The following is an 18,729-nucleotide window of genomic DNA, read 5'->3' on the forward strand; positions in this document are numbered from 1 at the left end:
GGCACAGTTTTAGAAACTGCCATCAATATCGGTAACCACCACGACCTTCTGGTTAACAAACTCATGCAGACCCAACTCGGTCAGCTCACGTCCGTAACCAGAACGCTTCGTCCCACCGAAGGGAATATCCGGCTTAGCACCCGTGGGCTGGTTGATGTACACCATGCCAGTGTCCAAGCGACGCGCGATCTTCTGGGCACGTGCAATGTCTTGCGTAATCACTGAACCACCCAGCCCAAACGGTGAAGAGTTCGCGATACGTACAGCATCATCTTCGTCTTTCGCGCGATAGATCTGCGACACCGGGCCGAAGAACTCCCGCATGCTGGTCTTAGAACCAACCTCAATCTCAGTGAGAATCGTCGGCTGGAAGAACGCCCCCTGCTCAGGCACCTTCTCACCAATCTCCTCAACCGTCGCGCCCTCCAGGCGAGCCTGTTCAACCATCTGGGCCAAATCATCAACAGCTGCCTGGGACATCAACGGCGCCAGTGAAGTATTCGGGTCCATCGGGTCACCTGCCACTAGGGCTTTGACACCCTCCTTGTATTTGGCGAGGAACTCCTCATACACGCTGTCCATCACGATGAGACGCTTAGCCGAACAGCACACCTGACCAGCGTTCCAGTGCCGCCCAAACACTGCCCACTTCACCGCTTTATCAATTTCAGCGTCTTCCAACACGATGTAGGCGTCCGCCCCACCCAACTCAAGCGTGGACTTTTTAAGATGCTTAGCGGCAATCGCTGCCACCGCCGCCCCAGCGCCTTCCGAACCAGTCAGGGCCACACCACGCACCCGCGGGTCCGAGAGGATCTGCTCGGCCGCCTCATGCGAGGCGAACACATTCACCAAAAGCCCCTCAGGAACCCCAGCGTCAGCGAATAGCTTCTCCATCTTCAACGCTGACTGCGGAACATTCGAAGCATGCTTCAGCACGATCGAGTTACCTGCCGTGAACTGTGGCGCAGCGATCCTGACCACTTGGTAGTACGGGAAGTTCCACGGCTCCACCGCATACAAAACACCCAGCGGTTCGTTGACCAGCATGACATCCTGGTCCCCAAAACCCTTTGCCGACAAGAACCGTGGCGCAAGCTGTTCAGCACCAAACTGCACGTAGTACTCCAGCATGCCGATGCACACATCAATCTCGGCCTCGGCTTCAGCGATCAGCTTGCCCATCTCTAGCGTAAGAGTCTGGGCGAACTCGCGACGGTTCTCACGCAAGATCGCGGCAGCCTTAGTCAGTACCTTTCCGCGCTCCTCAATGCTTTTCTTCCGCCAGACCTGGAACGCCTTGTCAGCCTTTGTTACGGCTGCCTCCACCTCGGCCTCGCTGGCAGTCTCGAACTTCTTCAGTACTTCGCCGGTGTACGGATTGGTGGTTGCGTAACCCATGCAGACCTCCTCGTCATGCCAAGCCCCCCCACCACCACACTGTGACGGGCGTCTCGTCAAGGCTTGCTCGTTGTGCCACGCTACTCGCCGCCAGGTCCCGTGAGGCCCTTTTAGCCCCAGGCACGCCCGAGGTTGCTGCCAAAGAGGTATCCCGGTGCCCTGGAGCTGTTAATTAAGAAAAAACATCACTGCCACCAAAGCTGGTAAATAAACTCAAATTCAACTGAATTTGTTGCCGCACAGAAAGATTCGAACCATACAGCGGAGACCAATCTTGCAGACCGCTCCACCAAAGCCCCCAGCGAACCCCACCAGGAGACCCCATGACATTCACCACAGCAGCAACCACCCACCATGACACCACCTCAGAACACGGCAGAACCATGCTCGCTGAACGATTCAACGCCAACACTGGCAGCATCACCATCGAAGAACTCCCCATCCCCACCCCCGGCCCCGGTCAAGTACGCCTCAAAGTCGCCTACTGCGGCATCTGCCACTCCGACCTATCCCTCATCAACGGCAACTTCCCCGTCCGCACCCCCATCGTCACCCAAGGCCACGAAGTCAGCGGCTACATCGACGCCCTCGGACCAGGTGTCACTGGCTGGTCAATTGGCGACCCTGTCATTCCCTCCGCAGGCCGAGCTTGCCTAACCTGCCGCAAATGCCGCCGCGGCGATTTTCTCAATTGCCTCGCCATACAGCTCATGGCATTCGACTTCGACGGCGGATGGGCCGAATATGTCATCGTCAACGCCATAGGCCTCACCCGCGTGCCTGAAGGCGTCCCCATGGATCAAGCCGCCATCCTCGCCGACGCCGTCTCCACACCTTTCGCCGCTGTCATGCGAAGCGGCCAAGTGCACCTCGGCAACGCCGTGGGCATCTGGGGACTTGGCGGAGTAGGAACCCACCTACTACAACTAGCCAAACTCGCCGGAGGCACCCCCCTCATCGCAGTGGACCTCGATGACGCCGCCCTTGCACGCGCCCGCCGCCTCGGCGCCGACTACACCTTCCGCGCAGATGACCCGCACCTCATCGACAAAATCGAAGAAGCCACCTATGGCCGCATGATCGACGTGGCTTTCGATGCCGTCGGCATCACCGCAACCTGCACCCAAGCTGCCCAAGCACTCGACACAGGCGGAAAACTGGTCGTCGTGGGACTGAGCGGACAAGATCTCAACCTCGGCGACATCACCAACTTCGCCCTGGGACGCAAACAGGTCATTGGGCACCTGGGATACAAAGTGCAAGACATAGCCATGCTCGCCGAAATGCTTCGACACAAACGCCTCGACTTGTCCGAATCCATCTCTGCAGTCGTACCGCTGACCGAAGTGAAACGCGGCATAGACATGCTCGAAAGCCGTGAAGGCAACCCCATCCGCATCCTCGTCCAGCCCTGAACCCGCGCGCCTGCACTCGTGCGTCAACCTGCCAGCGTCCTTGACACACCGGAAGACACCGAGTGCAGGCCCCTCACCCGCTGTTCTTACCTTCCATAGCCCTCCAAACAAAGGCATGCCTGGTGAGAAGAACTGCGCCGGGCAGAATGACGCTCGTGATCGTGAACCAGGCTTATTACCGCGGCGGGCATCGAGTCGACTGCGACGACCCAAGCACCGAGCTACGGCGCCTACGAACCCGAACCGCCACACCGAGCGATAAACCCGAAGAACCCCTCGAAGACACTGCCAAAGAACAGTCAGGTAACAGCGAGTTCGCGTGGATCGGATTGAAAGACCCATCAGTCGAAGAGTTTTCCGCGATCGCACAAGAACTCGGCTTGCACCCATTGGCCATCGAAGATGCACTCACCGCCCGAGAACGACCCAAGATCGATGTTTTTGACGACGTTACCGTCCTGGTATTGCGCACCCTGCGCTACATCGATGCCACCAGCGACGTGGAAACTGGCCAACTGATTCTGTTCATCGGCAAAGACTTTGTTCTGACCGTGCGTTACGGAGAAGTAAACGAACTCATCGGCGTGCGAGCGGCATTGGAACGACTACCTCAGCGAATGTCTCTAGGCCCCTTGGCTGTAGTGCACGGCGTACTTGACCGAGTAGTGGACAACTACATGACAATTGATACAGAGCTGGCCGAAGACGTTAATAACATTGAAGAACTCGTGTTTTCTTCCGATGGGCGAGCCGACGTCACTGACATTTACCGACTCAAACGCGAAGTACTGGAATACAAACGTGCTAGCACCCCCCTAGTAATTCCGCTATATCGACTTATCCGAGGCTCAACTGGGCTCACACTTCCCCAGCGGTTACAGCCGTTTTTTAAAGACGTCGAAGATCACCTGCTGCAAGTAACCGAACAGGTCGATGGCTACGACAGTCAGCTATCAGACCTATTGTCTGCACATTTATCGCAAGTCTCTCTGCAACAAAACGAGGACCAGCGCAAGATTTCAGCATGGGCAGCAATAGCAGTGCTCCCCACCCTAATTTCAAGTATCTACGGCATGAATTACGACAACATGCCCGAACTGCACTGGCAGTACGGCTATTACGTAACACTCGCAGCGATCGCATCTACCTGCATAGTCCTGTTCATCATGTTCAAACGATCCGGCTGGCTATAAACCCTGACCCCCAGAGAGAATTCAACCAACCACCTCCACTTTCACCCCCTGTAACAGATGCGAGAGGGTAGCAGCACAGCTAAGAAGTCACCATGTTCTGTAAAGAACCTTTCCTATTTTTTACAGAACGTCACGACATCTTCCTCATGCCGGAAATAAGCGCATGTTTCACCGCGACAAAAGCCATCAAAGAAGGCATCGTGATGGCCAAGAGCATCGTTCGAAACCCGGGCGAAGCATCTCCCCCGCGGAAAGGAACATCATGTTCGACGACAACGCGCCCACAAAAAACCCCCACAAAAACTCCGCACCCACCGTAGAAGAACCAACAACCCCCGTTGCTCCCCCAGCTCCCAACCCCGACCAAAACGCACCCGAAACAGTCACCGCAACCGGCACCCCCACCGGCGCTGATAACACCGCACGCGCCCAATCAGGCTCATACCTGACCACCCAGACCGGCACCCGCCTACGCGATACCGACCACAGCCTCAAAGCTGGCCCCCGCGGTCCTCTCCTGGCCCAAGACCAACACTTCCGCGAAAAAATCAGCCACTTCGACCACGAACGCATTCCTGAGCGAGCGGTCCACGCTCGGGGCGCAGCCGCCCACGGCATCTTCGAGTCTTACGGCACGGCTGAGAAGATCACGACGGCGAAATTCCTTGCCACACATGCGAAAACTCCCGTATTCGTCAGGTTCTCCACCGTGCTTGGCTCCCGCGGATCAGCAGACACTGTCCGCGACACCCGCGGATTCGCAACGAAGTTCTACACCGAAGAGGGAAATTTCGACCTCGTCGGCAACAACATGCCCATCTTCTTCATCCAAGATGCAATTAAATTCCCCGACCTCATCCACGCAGGAAAACCCCACCCAGACCGAGAAATCCCCCAAGCACAAAGCGCACACGACACCTTCTGGGACTTCGTCTCCCTGCACACCGAAGCACAAGCCCACACCATGTGGAACATGAGCGACCGCGGCATCCCGCTGTCGTACCGAACGATGGAAGGCTTCGGTATCCACACCTTCCGGCTTACCAACGCCGAAGGTAAAACTTGCCTAGTCAAATGGCACTGGAAACCAACTGCTGGCGTCCACTCACAACTGTGGGAAGAAGCCCAACTCACCCAAGGAAACGATCCCGACTTCCACCGCCGCGACCTCGCCGATGCAATCGAAGCAGGCGCATTCCCGCAGTGGGAGCTCGGCGTGCAAGTGATGCCCGACACTGAAGACGAAATGTTCGAAGGCATCGACCTGCTGGATCCAACAAAGTTCATTCCCGAAGAGCTGTGCCCCATCCAGCCACTAGGAAAAATGACCCTCAACGCCAACCCCACGAATTACTTCGCCGAAACCGAACAAGTCATGTTCAACCCCGGCCACCTCGTTCCTGGAATCGACGTAACCAACGATCCACTGCTGCAAGGTCGTCTCTTCAGCTATCAAGACACCCAGCTCACCCGGCTCGGTGGCCCTAACTTCACCCAGATACCGATCAACCGGCCACACTGCCCCGTCAACGACATGCTGCGAGATGGATTCCACCAACACGGCGTACACACTGGACAAGCCCCCTACCGCCCCAACTCCATTGACGCAGGAAACCCCGCACACACACCCGAGGCAGAGCACCCCTTCATCGAAGTACCCACCAGTGTCCACGGAGCCAAAGTACGTGAGCTGTCGGCTTCCTTCGATGACCACTTCACTCAAGCTCGCCTGTTCTACCGGAGCCTGACACCCATCGAACAGCAACACCTGACCCAGGCGTACACGTTTGAGCTCAGCAAATGCTTCGAAACACCCATTCGCGAACGTCAGCTAGCTCATCTAGCTCTCATCGATACAGGACTAGCCGAACACGTCGCCGCCGGACTAGGCATGGAAGTGCCCGCACCCACAAAAGCGGACGTCAAAGACATGAAGCCTAGCCCTTCACTGCGGCAGATCAACGAAAAGAGTTACCCCGTCACAGGCCGCAAAATCGGCATCGTCGCAGATGATGCCGCCGACCCAGCCGCAGTCAAAGAAGCCATTAAAGCAGTACACGAGAGCGCAATGACGCCATTTGTCCTGGCCGGCCACGGCGGCACCCTCGGTAAAGACATCACCGTGGACCGCACCCTACTGGCCACCCGATCGATCGAATTCGACGCTGTACTGCTGATATCTAGCATCGCCCCCGCGCAAGCCCAGACTCGCCCAGGGGAAACGAACCTAACCACCGACCCGAAACTGAGTCTGCTGTTGGAGGAGATGCACCGCCATTGCAAGGCAGTGGCCTATCTACCCAGCGGTAAAGCAGCTCTTACCGCAGCTGGCATCGACACCTCTTCACCAGGGATCGTGGCCAGTAACAACGCTGCCGAAGCGATCAACGAACTAGCTAGCCTGCTCGCTCAGCACCGTGTCTGGGAGCGATTCCCCGCTCAGGCCTAAAAGAAACGAAGAACCACCCGGTTCATCTTTCACGCGTTCACCCAGCACACGCAGCACAATCACGACGGTCGGTGTCATGGCGAGATATCCGCCAGGACACCGACCGTTCTACGAAAAAATCGTTAGAGCTTATGAACAGTCACGTATGTGACCGTTAACACAGCTATACCCGTTCCCGGTACTCTGGAAGACGGTGTGCCGGGAAGTCTGGTCGGCAAGGACCCCCGCAATCTGGCGGTGGCCTTCAAAAACGAACGGAGCTGCTCTGTGCCCGAAACCCCCGCCGCGCCTGCGAGCGCCCTTACCCGCATCCGCGATTGGGTCACCCGAGACACCAGCGCTGGCATTCTCCTTATCGTTGCCGCAGCATTAGCACTCATATGGGCTAACAGCCCACTGCGCAGCACCTATCACTCTCTGGCCGAGTTCACCATTGGTCCTGAGTCGCTGCATCTGAACCTTTCCCTGGCCGCGTGGGCTGCCGACGGTTTGCTGGCCATTTTCTTTTTCACTGTGGGGTTAGAGCTCAAGCAGGAATTCGTCACAGGATCGCTGCGCTCCCCCGCTCAAGCTGCACTGCCCATGCTCGCTGCCGTTGGTGGCATGGTTGTCCCAGCTGTGCTGTTCTTCCTCGCTGTCACAAACCTGGGGCAACCAGCTGCAGCCGGCGGCTGGGCCATCCCCACAGCTACCGACATCGCATTTGCTGTCGGAGTGCTCGCCCTGTTTGGTCGCGGTTTGCCATCCGGGCTGCGTCTATTCCTGCTCACACTCGCCGTGGTTGATGACCTGCTAGCCATCATTGTTATCGCGTTGTTCTACACCGCAGAAATTCACGCGATGTGGCTCGCCGTAGCCGCACTGGCAATCATCGCATTCGCGCTAGTGGTGCGTTCTCGCCGCCCGCAATGGTGGTTGATGATCCCCTTCGCTGTGATCGCGTGGGCCTCAATGCACGCTTCAGGCATTCACGCCACCATCGCTGGCGTTCTTCTCGGTTTCATGGTTCCGGCGTTGCGAGTACACGGTGAACACCACGCCCGTACTCACCACTACAACGCAATACTGAACCCCTTCGCCAACGGTTTGATCCTGCCCATTTTCGCGTTCTTCTCCGCTGGTGTGACCCTCGTCGAGGGAGGCGGCCCCGGCGCAGTGCTTGGACAGCCCGTCGTCATCGGCGTAGCCGCCGGTCTAGTTATTGGGAAGTTCATCGGCGTACTGGGAACCACCTGGATCTTCACAGCTTTCACCCCCCTGGCTTTGCCCAGCGGTCTAGCTATGCGGCACATGATCCCTGTCGGGTTCCTCACCGGCATCGGGTTTACTGTCTCCTTGCTCATCGCTGAGCTGTCCTTTCCCGCTGGAACGCCACTGGCCGACGGTGCTCGCATCGCTGTGCTCCTTGGCACCCTCGCTGCTGCCGTACTCGCAGGTATCTCCCTACGCATCATGGCCCGAGCAATGCACGCCAAGGCTCCCGCCGAAGGCACTCCAGAAATCAACCGCGTCACCGACGATCCCGACAACGAAGACTGACCCACCACACACCTCTAGCGCTGCCCCGGTCCTGCCCGCGCAACAACGCGGGCAGGACCTTTTTCATTCATTCCCCCCCGATCCTCGCGCTCACCAGCTCACAAACGACCCTCACCCTCAACACACCCCCTGATGAACAGCGTCACTGCACCAGCGACTCCAACACCTCAGCCACCCCATCAGCATCGTGAGCACCCACCGTCATGTGCGCCAACGCCCGCACACTCGGATGCGCATTCGCCACCGCAAACGAGCGCCCAGCCCACTCCAACATCGGCAAATCATTCGGCATATCCCCAAACGCCCACACCTGCTCAGGAAAAATCCCCTCCTGCGCGCACCACTGCGCCAAGGTAGAAGCTTTCGTCACCCCCGCAGGCCCAATCTCAGCCAACCCCAACGCACCCGAAAACGCCACCTGCGCACGAGAGCCCACCAACCGTGCAATCTGCTCAACCACCTCCTCACACGCCCCAGGTTGCTCTAGCACAGCCGCCCTCACCAACAACTTCCCCACCACCCCATCCACCTCATCGATCGGCCCCACCTGCTCATACACACACAACCCATCCCCCGCGCTGACAGCCAACGCATCACCCGAAGCCAGCTCAGCAAACACCTCATCCACATACGCACCCGTGGTGCGCTCAGCAGCAAACCCAGCCCCCGGTAACAACGACCGCAACTCAGAAGCCAACTGCACCACCAACGCACAATCAATACCGCGTGACCACAGCATCTGCCGATCAGCGACCTGATACACAAACGCACCATTAGCGCAGATCACCACCCCATGTCCATCAACTGCCTCTTCCAACGGAACCAGCCATCGAGGAGGACGAGCAGTCACAAACACCGTGCGTATCCCCGCCTCCCACACCCCCTGCAGCGCCCTTTTGGTGCGCACGGACACCCGGCCCCGCTCATCCAGCAAGGTTCCATCCAAATCTGTTGCAATCAAAGAGGGCCGAGCAGCCCTCACGCCCAAAGAAACCACCACAGAACCACCCTAGGCGCTCACCCTGACCATACGCAGAACCCAACCGCACTGACGCAACATCTCACCGCCACACACTCAACAACCCACATGCCACACTCAAGACAACCCCACCCACCCGTGACAGGAGCACCTATGCCCAACCGCCTCGACCTGACCGTCGCGCTTGCCGAACTGCCCGTCAACTCGGCTGCAGCCGCGGTCATCGGCCCCGAAGGCATCATCAACATCAGCGACACAGGCGAACGCTACAACTGGGCTTCCGTCACCAAAATCGTTTCCGCCTGCACCATCCTCGACGCCTGCTTGGAAGGACTCGTATCCCTCAACGACCCACTCGGCCCTGAAGGCTCCACCCTCGGTCACCTCCTGGCACACACCTCGGGGTACACCTTCGACTCCACCAAAACCATCGCCAAACCCGGCACCCAACGCGTCTACTCCAACATCAACACCGATGTTGCCGCCCAGCACCTCGCCGAGGTCACCGGCACCAGCTTCACCGAACACGTCCATGACCGCGTCTTGGACCTTCTCGACATGGACAGCGCACGTCTCGAAGGACCAGCCTCCCGCGGCATGACCAGCACTATCAGTGACCTGGCCGCACTCGCCGTCGAACTACTGGCCCCCAAGCTCCTCCTACCCGAAGTCGTGCGACTAGCCTCCACCCCCACCTACCCCGACCTGGGCGGAGTACTTCCCGGATTCGGTCGTCAACGCCCCAACCTGTGGGGATACGGCTGTGAGATCCGCGGCCACAAAACCCCTCACTGGACAGCACCGGGCAACTCCCCAAGCACCTTCGGACACTTCGGCATGTCCGGCAGCTTCTGCTGGATCGACCCCGATGCCCAGCTCGGATGTGTTTTCCTCTGCGACCGCGACTTTGGCACCTGGGCCAGCGATTCCTGGCCCTCCTTCTCACAAAAAGTTCTCGACGCCTATCTCTAACCACATCCTGGTGTGCCTACCGCTGCCAGCAGTAGGCACACCAGACAATTCCCGATCTGAGAACAGTCTGATCACCGCACCGCAGCGACAGGCAGGTCAGGAACCAACGCACACGCAGCCGCCAACCGCACAGCCCCCACCTCCTCCAGCCAGGCGGTGCCCGCCTGAACCTCCTGCGCAGACAAGTCCTGCACCGCCTGGACATACGACGTGCCTTCCTCAGCTGCCTGCCCTAAAGCAGACAACACCATTTCCGGCGCAGCAGGCAGCGTTGCTCCCGCGGCACCACCACATTCAGGCACACACAAACGCTCACGGGCCGTAAACAAATCTGCCTCAACACCGCAGGAGGCTGTGAGCTTGCTCAGCAAGGTTGACAATCGTTTTGCTCGTTCCTGTCGAGCAGAGGCAAGAGCGCCCAGTGCCCCCTCCAAAACAAGATCGCCCAACTCCATCGCCGCGAAAAATGGTGCACGAGCCTGCCGATACCACGCTTCCAAGGCATCAAGAGCAGCTAGATACTCCACGTTGCGGGCCGCCAATCGTGCTGCGCCCCGGATCTGCTCGGGCGAGAAATCACGCCGCACCGACGGCGCTGCCCCTGGGATAACCAGCTGATTCTCTTCATTTACGTCCTGCCGCAAAATCTCTCCAGCACCTACCACCGTGCCGTACGCAACCCGAGCAGGGCCTACCGTGCCGCCCTGGCCACCCAAAAAAATGGGACGTTCACGCAACATCACTCCCCGCGCGACATCTCCGAACATCGATGGCGTCGCTTTATCCCCTGTCGGGGTGAAGTTGAAATGGATATAGCTAGAGCCAACCTCACTGTGATTCTTGCGACTTGTTCCCCCCGCCATGAGGCAGTCACACATGTTGATAAGGCTGCCCAGCGTGACAAATGGGAACAGGATGGTTTGTTTCAACCCCACCGTGTGAGCCCCACCTGCTTGCTCTTCAAGGATCGAACCCTCCCGGACGTGGTGACCCAAACCAAGATTGGCACCCTGGAGGAACACTGCCTTAGCCGCATATCCACCTTTGAGCTGTACATCGGGACCAATGATGCAATCCTCTACCGTCACTGGGCCTTCCCGTCCCAGCTCGGCCCCAGAACTGATGACAGTACGAGCCCCCCGGATACGAGCTCCAGGGTGGATGATGACCCGCTCACCACTGATACGGTCCGGATCCACATCCGCATCAATGGTGACCATGGCGGGATGGGGAATCGTAACCCCTTTAGCCACAAGGGTTTCCACCATGTTCATGTCTGTGCGCCCCGTCATATCCGCCTCCTGCTGAGCCAGCGTTTTCGTGTACCAGACAGTCTTCTTCGGCAGTCTGCCAGTTCAGTGGTGCAGCCGGGCTAATAACAGCTGCATACAGCTTGCCTGCGCGGAGACACTTCACGAAACGCTCCGCGCAGACAGGGCGTTTAGAGAGCTTTCGCGATGGCAGCAACGACTTCTTCAAGCACCGGCAAGGGGGTGGCGATGTTGATGCGGGCCATCCCCACAGCTGCGGCCCCGAGGTCAGGCCCAGCGTTCAGCACGACATTGCTCTTTTCCTCAATGATGCGAGTGGGGTCATCCCCCAGACCTGCACCACCACGCACACCGCGGAAATCCAGCAAAGCCAGGAAGGTACCTTCAGGCATGCGGTAACGCACACCCGGAAGTTTTTCCTCGACAAGTTCAACTAGACGCCGCCGGTTACGATCCAGGTAGGAAACAAGACCTTCAAGCCATTCATCACCCTGGTCATAGGCAGCGATGTTGGCGAAAATTCCCGGTCGCGAAGCCCAAATCCAGCGGCTGGCTTTCTCCCACGCAGCATGATGGTCAGGGTTAGTGAGAATGATCTGTGCACATTTGAGCCCAGCAAGGTTGAACGATTTACTCGCAGAAATAGCGGTGATGCTGTGCGCAGCAGTGCGCTCATCCAGTGATGCGTACGGGATGTGGCTGTGCCCCGGATAAACGATAGGTGCATGGATCTCGTCAGCGAAGACAAGACCACCCTTGGCTACAACGACATCGGCGATGGCCAAAAGCTCACCACGGGTGAGGACACGCCCAACAGGGTTGTGCGGATTGCACAGAACAAGCAGCTCGGCACCTTGCTCAAAAGCAGCGGCGAGCGCTTCTAGGTCGTAGGTGTAATAGCCAAAGTCATCACAGCTTAAGGGGACTTGGATGACATCCCGGTCAAAGTAGGTGGGCAAAGTCAAGAACGGCATGTATGCCGGAGTGGGAACGATGACGGGGGTGCCGGGGGTGGTGTAAGCCTCAATGACGGCAACCAGTCCAGCCAAGACATCCGGAATGGGGTGGACGCTTCCAGGCTCCGGGGCCCAGCCCCAATGACGTTTTGAGAAATCGGTGTAGGCACGGGCTAGCTGTGTGTTGTCGCTGTCCGGTGAGTATCCAAGTGCGCCGGTGTTGACCAGATCAGTGACAGCGGCGCGGACCGGCTCACACAGCGGGAAATCCATCTCGGCGATCCACGCGGCGAGCGCACCAGGTTTTTTCATCCATTTCGCGGTGCCCCAGCTGCGGATCTGGTCAGTGGTAATGGCGTCGTATTGGCTGGTGAGGTCGATGGCCACGGATTCTCCTTGGTGGGCGGGTATGGGTTAGGCGGTGCACCGGCGCGTGGGTTAGCCGGTGCACCGCCTCTCAAGAGGTCGGTCAGCGGCGGGTGAGCCAGGCTTCGGCGACCTGGACAGCGTTGAGCGCTGCGCCTTTGCGGAGGTTGTCGGCGACGATGAACATTTCAAGGCCTTTGCCCTCTGGTGCTGCCTGGTCTGCGCGGACACGGCCGACAAAAACGTCGTCGGCGCCGGCTGCTTCGAGGGGGTTGGGGACCTCGCTGATGGTGACGCCTTCAGCGGTGTTGAGCAGTTCCAACGCGCGCTGGGGAGTGATGTCGCGGGCGAAGGTGGCATTGACGGCTAGGCCGTGGCCGGTAAACACCGGGACGCGTACGCAGGTGGCAGAAGCGCGCAGGTGGGGGATGTGCAGGATTTTGCGGGACTCGTTACGTAGTTTTTGCTCTTCGTCGGTTTCGCCGGTGCCATCGTCAACGAGGCTGCCCGCGATGGCGACGACGTTGAACGCCACCGGAACTTTATAGACGTTGGGGCTGGGCAGGGTCAGAGCGTCACCGTGCAGAGCGAGCTGCTTGGGGTCTCCGCAGGCGTAGGCAGCACGGATTTGGCTGTCGAGTTCTTCGAGACCTTTGCCACCGGAGCCAGAGACTGCCTGGTAGGAAGCCACCCGCAGTTCGGTTAGCTCGGCCTCGTCGTGCAGGACTTTCAGGGCAGGCATTGCGGCCATGGTGGTGCAGTTCGGATTGGCGACGATGCCTTTGGGGATGTCGCACAGGTCGTCGGGGTTGACCTCGGCGACGACGAGTGGGACGTCGGGGTCTTTGCGCCAGGCACTGGAGTTATCGATCACGACAGCGCCGGCGGCAGCGACCTTAGGGGCGTACTCGCGGCTGGCTTGGCCACCCGCAGAGAACAGAGCCAGGTCGATACCGGCAAAGTCGGCTGTGGCCATGTCTTCGACTACTACATCTGTGCCTTTCCACGGCAGCGTTGTTCCGGCCGAACGCGATGAGGCAAAGAAACGCACTTCATCGACGGGGAATTCGCGTTCTTCCAGCAGGGCTCGCATAACCCCGCCGACCTGACCAGTAGCTCCGAAAACTCCAACTCGCATACCCCCACACTAGGCCCACACAAACCACATCATCCACTGTGCGAGACACCCACGCCCACAGTGCGGAACATACCTAAGACACGCTCCACCTGCCCACCTCCCTGCCCTGCCACGAAACCCCGCCCACCACCACCTGAACACCAATTCCACCGGCCCTGACCAACAACACCCGGAGCGCACTGCCGATTACGCTGACAGACGTGACCGCTTCCTACCCGCGCCTCATGGTGCGCCAATTGTCGAAATCGTTTGACGGGCGCGCCGTCTTCTCCGGCGTGGATCTGGACGTCCACGAAGGCGAAATCGTCTCCATCTTCGGCCCCAACGGTGTTGGAAAGACCACCCTCCTACGCTGTCTCATGGGTGCTGAAGAACCCGACTCCGGCGATGTCTTCCTCGACGGCGAACCCATGCACGAAACCGACCCCCAAGTCCGCCGCCGCGTCGCCGCCATCCTCGACGACATGGCCTTCTTCTCCGACGTCACTGTGTGGGAACACCTCGACCTTCTGGCCCGCGCCCACGGCTCCGATGAAACCGACATCGTCGATACCGCCCTACGCACACTCGGACTTGCTGACGTCGCCGATCAAATCCCCGACACTCTTTCTTCCGGACAACGCCGCCGCCTAGGCCTAGCCACCACCCTGGTACGCCCCTTCGACCTACTCATCCTCGATGAACCAGAACAACGCCTGGACACCGCCGGACGTATCTGGCTGGGAGCCCACCTAAACAAACTCGCCAAAGAAGGCTGCTCGGTCCTGATGTCTACACACTCCAGCGAACTCGCCGCAGCTATCTCCGCCCGCCGTATCCACCTGCGCCACCTCTGAAACCACCCGCATGAGCACCGAAAACCCACCCACCAAAACCCGTAGCCAACCACCCATCGACCGCACCGCATCCGAAGACCTCGCTCACGAGGCCCTCATCACCCTGCGATCAGCCCAAATCGATACCACCTTCACTCGCGGCGACATTGGCCCCTGGAGCGGACTACACCTAGTCACTCTCCTGCTGGTCATGACCGCCATCTTCCTCTGGGCGCTTATCCGCGGCGCTGGCGCAGGACTATCCCAATCCGACTTCATCGCCTCACCCCCCTTCCTCGCAACCGGCATCATTCTCCTCGCCACCGGCACCAGCGTCCTCCTAGCCACCGCCGCAGGCCCCCTCGGCGCATCACACCCCCTGCGCAGCTGGCTGCTTACCTCCCCGGCCGACCGTGCCACCCTCACCCGCGGTTCCTACCGCGCCATCGGTACCGCTTGCGGCATCATCGGCGCAGTCGCCCTAGGGTTCGCTGTCTCTCTCACCGGCCACGGCCCCATCCGTATCCTCACCTCAACTGCCCTAGGATTCGCTGGCGGGCTGACCCTCACCAAAATCCTCGCCGTCGGGCAACACCGCCCCGGTAGCGAAGACATCGCACGCCTTGCCGGGAAAGTCCTCATCGCCATTGCCTCACTCACCCTTACCCTGGGCATCCTTCCTGGATGGTCCACCGTCGCTGAGCTGTACGCCGCCCCCACCAACACATGGGGACCAGCCCTGGACCTGCTCACCACGGTCATACTCATCCTCATCATGTGGCGCCTAGAACAACCCATGCGAGCCTCCGCACGTCACCTATCCGTAGGAGCACTCGCCCGTGGAGGCGATTTCGTTGACGCACTCAGCGTCTCCACTGTCATGCTCGACTCCACCCCGCTACGCGCCATCACCCGCCCAGCCACCCGCCGTCGCCTACACTCCACCCCCACCCGCCGCCGCGGCCTGGGCGCACTGCTAGAAACAGATATCCGCCGCGTCCGCCGCGACGGATTCAGCATCCTCGCCGTCCTGTGCGCAATTCCACTGCCCGCCACAGCATCCGCAGTTCTAGGCACCACCGGAGGATGGTGGGCCGCACTCATCGTCGGCTACTACGTCACCGCTACCTTCACCGACGGATACACCAACTACGCCCGCTCGGACTCCATCCGCCGAAGCCTGCCCTTCACCCCACTCAAAGCCCGACTCACCCTCCTAGCAGCCCCCACCGCGATCGCAGCTACCTGGTCATTCATCGCCCTCATCTTGGCCCGAGTACACCCCCTGACCTGGCCCATCCTCATCACAGCGGCACTAGCTGGAGCTGTCCGATCCGCCCAACCCCGTGACATCCGTTCCGCCTCATCAGCTATGGCCTCCACCCCTATGGGCGTAATTCCCCTAGGACTTTTAGCTCTCATCGCCCGCGGCTACGACACTCTTCTTTTGCCCGGACTTCTCGTCGCCGTTGGTCTTCCTATTCCCGCATTCATCACCGCATTAGCTCCCCTTGCTTATTACCTCCTGAGAAACCGACAAACATGAAAAAGAAAAACTCGTAACACAATGCTGTGAAACGCATCACGCCATACGATGTCGAAAGACATCTCAACGACGAGGAGAATCAGATGAGCAATGTGGCTCGCCTGGACCTGGACGGATCCACCTATGAACTACCCATCGTGGTGGGCACCGAGAACGAACACGCTATCGACATCTCGAAACTCCGTACCGAAACCGGCTACATCACCCTCGACGATGGATATGGCAACACCGGATCCACCAAATCCGCGATTACCTACATCGATGGCGAAGCAGGCATTCTCCGATACCGCGGCTACCCCATTGAAGAACTCGCCGAAGGAAGCTCCTTCGTCGAAACAGCCTGGCTCGTCATCTTCGGTGAACTCCCCACCATCGAGCAACGTGATCGCTTTAGCGACCTTCTCGCCGAAAACGCCATGATCGACGAGAACATGAAAAAACACTTCGATGGCTTTCCTCCAAAAGCACACCCCATGGCCATCCTCTCGGCCATGATCCAAACGCTTTCAGCCCATGAACCCGAAGTAATGGAAGCCAACGACGAAAGCAGCATCGAAACCGCTGCAGCCGTCCTCATCTCCAAAGTCCGCACCATCGCCGCCGCTGCCTACAAGTCAAGCATCGGCGAACCCATCGCCTACCCCCGCTACAACCTCAAATACGTCGAGAACTTCATGCACATGATGTTCTCCGTGCCCTACAAGCAATTCGAGTGCACCCCCGCTATGTCCCGCGCACTCAACCTGTTCCTTGTCCTGCACGCCGACCATGAGCAAAACTGCTCCACCTCCACCGTCCGCATGGTCGCCTCCAGCCAGGCCAACATCTTCGCCTCAGCCTCTGCAGGCGTCTCAGCGCTGTGGGGCCCCCGCCACGGCGGCGCCAACATGGCCGTTATCAAAATGCTCGAAGAGATCAAAGAACGCGACATCGCAGTCTCCGAGTACGTAAAGAAAGTCAAAAACAAAGAAGACGGCGTCAAACTTCAAGGGTTCGGTCACCGCGTTTACCGCAACTTTGACCCGCGATCGAAAATTCTGCGCTCGGCCGCAGACGACCTATTCTCCGAACTCGAAGTCAAAGATGATCTTCTCGACATCGCTCAAGAACTCGCTGACGCAGCCCTCAACGACGACTACTTCATCGAGCGCAAGCTTTACCCCAATGTCGACTTTTACTCCGGCATTATTCTGCGAGCCCTGGGCATACCCCTGGAAATGTTCACAGTCATGTTCGCCATAGGCCGCATGCCCGGATGGATCGCCAACTGGAAAGAAATCCACGACGACCCTAAAGGACGCATCTACCGGCCGCGCCAGATTTACACAGGTGAGACCGCACGTTCCTGGAAACCACGCACCGAACGCTGACCTATTCACGCCATAATTTCGCACCCCGATATGGCTCCTCCACGGCTGACGCCCAGGAGCCATATCGGTGTACGTTGAACGCGTGAGCAGCGCGTCGACGACCCCCAGCCCCGCCGACTCCGGGCCCGGCAACAACCCAGACACCCGATCGCGACCAATCCCGCAATTCGCGCTCATTCTTGGCGGACTAGCCGCCATCTGGGTCGTCATGCTCGGCATCAATGCCCAATCAAGCCTTGTAGGACCAGTCTTTCTGACCATCAACTTGTTCGTTGTTGTCTACCCACTACAGCAACGACTCAACAAACGAGGCTTTCCACCTCTTATCGGCGCACTCGTATCTGGCCTACTCGTCGCAGCGATCCTCATCGCTTTCTTCGGCTCACTGGCCTGGGCAACTGCACGCTTTATCGTCGAAATACCTCAATACCAAGGGCAATTCATTCTTCTCTACTCTCAGATGATTGACTGGCTCCGCGGCATGGGGATCAGCGAACAACAAGTAATCGAGCAACTCGAAGACCTCCAGCGCCAGGTATCACCCTCCAACGCAGTCGCCGTCCTCCAAAGCGCACTCAGTGGCCTCACCGGCATCCTTTCCGCCTTCGCGGTATTACTGACAGTGATCTTTGTAGGCCTCATCGACTCGATGAGCACAGACCGCCGCGCAGCGATGCTGCTACGCACCAAACCCTCCCTGACCCACGCGCTCTTGGACTTCGCTCAAGGAGTACGCCGTTACTGGATCGTCTCAACCACCTTCGGCCTCATCGTCTCGGCGATGAACGTTGCGGTCCTGCTCTACCTCGATGTCCCCCTGCCATGGGTCTGGGGCCTGTTCACATTCCTCACCAACTACATTCCCAACATCGGATTTGTGATGGGCCTGGTACCACCAGCCATCATGGCGCTCCTGGCCAATGACCCTCTCACCTCGCTCATCGTTATCATCACGTTCTCCGTCATTAACTTCGTGATGCAATCAGTCATCCAGCCAAAGTTCACCGGTGATTCTGTTGGAGTTACCGCCAGCGTCTCCCTCATTTCACTGCTGTTTTGGAGCTGGGCCCTAGGACCTCTCGGAGCGATCCTCGCTCTACCAGCAACGCTGCTTCTCAAAACGATCCTTATCGACATCGACCCAGACCTGCGCTGGCTCAATGTTCTCTTCGCCTCTGATCCCTCCAACGGTGAACCACTAGCTGGCAACCCAGAACGCGGCGCCAAAAACACCGACACCACTCCTACCGAGGCAACAGCGCCTTCCTGCCCTAGCGAGCGTCACGACGCAGCTTCTGCTCAGGGGTAACCACCGCGAT

At 58.9% G+C, this 18,729-nt stretch carries 14 protein-coding genes; 9 read left to right on the plus strand and 5 right to left on the minus strand.

What is annotated here, in order from left to right:
• Positions 1 to 9 precede the first annotated feature (9 nt).
• On the minus strand, positions 10 to 1,401 hold the full coding sequence (locus tag DXZ77_RS09195) for an NAD-dependent succinate-semialdehyde dehydrogenase (protein ID WP_115031606.1): 1,392 nt from the start codon (positions 1,399 to 1,401) through the stop codon (positions 10 to 12).
• A gap of 323 nt (positions 1,402 to 1,724) precedes the next feature.
• Here DXZ77_RS09195 and DXZ77_RS09200 point away from each other — a divergent pair, with 323 nt between their 5' ends.
• From DXZ77_RS09200 to nhaA, 4 genes are all read left to right on the plus strand, one after another.
• Positions 1,725 to 2,816, plus strand: a complete 1,092-nt coding sequence (locus DXZ77_RS09200; protein WP_115031608.1) for a zinc-binding dehydrogenase — start codon at positions 1,725 to 1,727, stop codon at positions 2,814 to 2,816.
• Positions 2,817 to 2,962: 146 nt separating this feature from the next.
• Positions 2,963 to 4,009, plus strand: a complete 1,047-nt coding sequence (locus tag DXZ77_RS09205; RefSeq protein WP_306747091.1) for a magnesium and cobalt transport protein CorA — start codon at positions 2,963 to 2,965, stop codon at positions 4,007 to 4,009.
• Positions 4,010 to 4,271: 262 nt separating this feature from the next.
• Positions 4,272 to 6,458, plus strand: a complete 2,187-nt coding sequence (locus DXZ77_RS09210; protein ID WP_115031610.1) for a catalase — start codon at positions 4,272 to 4,274, stop codon at positions 6,456 to 6,458.
• 147 nt (positions 6,459 to 6,605) lie between these two features.
• Positions 6,606 to 7,997: a Na+/H+ antiporter NhaA gene (gene nhaA / locus DXZ77_RS09215; RefSeq protein ID WP_258553248.1), complete on the plus strand. Its 1,392-nt coding sequence runs from the start codon at positions 6,606 to 6,608 to the stop codon at positions 7,995 to 7,997.
• 142 nt (positions 7,998 to 8,139) lie between these two features.
• On the opposite strand, the gene DXZ77_RS09220 is transcribed toward nhaA, so the two are convergent.
• Positions 8,140 to 8,997 (minus strand): HAD family hydrolase, encoded by an 858-nt coding sequence (locus DXZ77_RS09220; RefSeq protein ID WP_306747093.1) that lies wholly within the window; start codon positions 8,995 to 8,997, stop codon positions 8,140 to 8,142.
• A 132-nt stretch (positions 8,998 to 9,129) separates the two neighbouring features.
• On the opposite strand from DXZ77_RS09220, the gene DXZ77_RS09225 reads away from it, so the two are divergent.
• Complete coding sequence (locus DXZ77_RS09225; protein WP_115031612.1) at positions 9,130 to 9,948, plus strand: serine hydrolase domain-containing protein; 819 nt, start codon at positions 9,130 to 9,132, stop codon at positions 9,946 to 9,948.
• 71 nt (positions 9,949 to 10,019) lie between these two features.
• Here the strand turns inward: DXZ77_RS09225 and DXZ77_RS09230 are convergent, their stop codons facing one another.
• From DXZ77_RS09230 to DXZ77_RS09240, 3 genes are all read right to left on the minus strand, one after another.
• Positions 10,020 to 11,240: a UDP-N-acetylglucosamine pyrophosphorylase gene (locus tag DXZ77_RS09230; protein ID WP_181816095.1), complete on the minus strand. Its 1,221-nt coding sequence runs from the start codon at positions 11,238 to 11,240 to the stop codon at positions 10,020 to 10,022.
• Positions 11,241 to 11,389: 149 nt separating this feature from the next.
• Positions 11,390 to 12,562, minus strand: coding sequence for a MalY/PatB family protein (locus tag DXZ77_RS09235; RefSeq protein WP_258553249.1), 1,173 nt, complete (start codon positions 12,560 to 12,562; stop codon positions 11,390 to 11,392).
• 82 nt (positions 12,563 to 12,644) lie between these two features.
• Positions 12,645 to 13,679: an aspartate-semialdehyde dehydrogenase gene (locus tag DXZ77_RS09240; RefSeq protein WP_115031614.1), complete on the minus strand. Its 1,035-nt coding sequence runs from the start codon at positions 13,677 to 13,679 to the stop codon at positions 12,645 to 12,647.
• 200 nt (positions 13,680 to 13,879) lie between these two features.
• Here DXZ77_RS09240 and ccmA point away from each other — a divergent pair, with 200 nt between their 5' ends.
• From ccmA to DXZ77_RS09260, 4 genes are all read left to right on the plus strand, one after another.
• Positions 13,880 to 14,515: a heme ABC exporter ATP-binding protein CcmA gene (gene ccmA, locus DXZ77_RS09245; protein ID WP_095068414.1), complete on the plus strand. Its 636-nt coding sequence runs from the start codon at positions 13,880 to 13,882 to the stop codon at positions 14,513 to 14,515.
• A gap of 10 nt (positions 14,516 to 14,525) precedes the next feature.
• Entirely contained in the window at positions 14,526 to 16,040 is a 1,515-nt protein-coding gene (locus DXZ77_RS09250) for a DUF6297 family protein (RefSeq protein ID WP_115031616.1), read from the plus strand.
• An 83-nt stretch (positions 16,041 to 16,123) separates the two neighbouring features.
• Positions 16,124 to 17,410, plus strand: coding sequence for a citrate synthase (locus tag DXZ77_RS09255; RefSeq protein ID WP_115031618.1), 1,287 nt, complete (start codon positions 16,124 to 16,126; stop codon positions 17,408 to 17,410).
• Between the two features lie 82 nt (positions 17,411 to 17,492).
• Positions 17,493 to 18,719, plus strand: a complete 1,227-nt coding sequence (locus DXZ77_RS09260; protein ID WP_147279253.1) for an AI-2E family transporter — start codon at positions 17,493 to 17,495, stop codon at positions 18,717 to 18,719.
• Positions 18,720 to 18,729 lie beyond the last annotated feature (10 nt).

This window comes from Dermatophilus congolensis (genome assembly GCF_900447215.1).
Lineage (GTDB): Bacteria > Actinomycetota > Actinomycetes > Actinomycetales > Dermatophilaceae > Dermatophilus > Dermatophilus congolensis_A.

What these genes read in the sequence shown, in the direction of transcription:
- DXZ77_RS09195 (WP_115031606.1), bottom strand. Translation starts at nt 1,401, where the DNA reads ATGGGTTACGCAACCACCAATCCGTACACCGGCGAAGTACTGAAGAAG.
- DXZ77_RS09200 (WP_115031608.1), top strand. Translation starts at nt 1,725, where the DNA reads ATGACATTCACCACAGCAGCAACCACCCACCATGACACCACCTCAGAA.
- DXZ77_RS09205 (WP_306747091.1), top strand. Translation starts at nt 2,963, where the DNA reads ATGACGCTCGTGATCGTGAACCAGGCTTATTACCGCGGCGGGCATCGA.
- DXZ77_RS09210 (WP_115031610.1), top strand. Translation starts at nt 4,272, where the DNA reads ATGTTCGACGACAACGCGCCCACAAAAAACCCCCACAAAAACTCCGCA.
- DXZ77_RS09225 (WP_115031612.1), top strand. Translation starts at nt 9,130, where the DNA reads ATGCCCAACCGCCTCGACCTGACCGTCGCGCTTGCCGAACTGCCCGTC.
- DXZ77_RS09230 (WP_181816095.1), bottom strand. Translation starts at nt 11,240, where the DNA reads ATGACGGGGCGCACAGACATGAACATGGTGGAAACCCTTGTGGCTAAA.
- DXZ77_RS09240 (WP_115031614.1), bottom strand. Translation starts at nt 13,679, where the DNA reads ATGCGAGTTGGAGTTTTCGGAGCTACTGGTCAGGTCGGCGGGGTTATG.
- DXZ77_RS09250 (WP_115031616.1), top strand. Translation starts at nt 14,526, where the DNA reads ATGAGCACCGAAAACCCACCCACCAAAACCCGTAGCCAACCACCCATC.
- DXZ77_RS09255 (WP_115031618.1), top strand. Translation starts at nt 16,124, where the DNA reads ATGAGCAATGTGGCTCGCCTGGACCTGGACGGATCCACCTATGAACTA.